This window comes from Citrobacter sp. R-1.5.2, assembly GCF_035064245.1.
Classification (GTDB): Bacteria; Pseudomonadota; Gammaproteobacteria; order Enterobacterales; family Enterobacteriaceae; genus Citrobacter.
In genome coordinates this window covers 1-210 of record NZ_JASEYC010000134.1, presented here as the reverse complement: position 1 = coordinate 210, position 210 = coordinate 1, and the positions used below count along the sequence as shown (strand labels likewise).

Genomic DNA, 210 nt, shown 5'->3' with positions numbered 1-210 from the left:
CATCCGTAGCTCAGCTGGATAGAGTACTCGGCTACGAACCGAGCGGTCGGAGGTTCGAATCCTCCCGGATGCACCATATTACTTGATAGCGCTTTAGCAGCGACATCAAATCTGCAGTAAAGTAAGTTTCCCTGATGCATCCGTAGCTCAGCTGGATAGAGTACTCGGCTACGAACCGAGCGGTCGGAGGTTCGAATCCTCCCGGATGCA

General features: G+C 53.3%; 1 tRNA gene. It reads left to right on the top strand.

Annotated elements, in window-relative coordinates:
• Positions 1-136 precede the first annotated feature (136 nt).
• Positions 137-210 (top strand) — tRNA-Arg (locus QMN38_RS26920).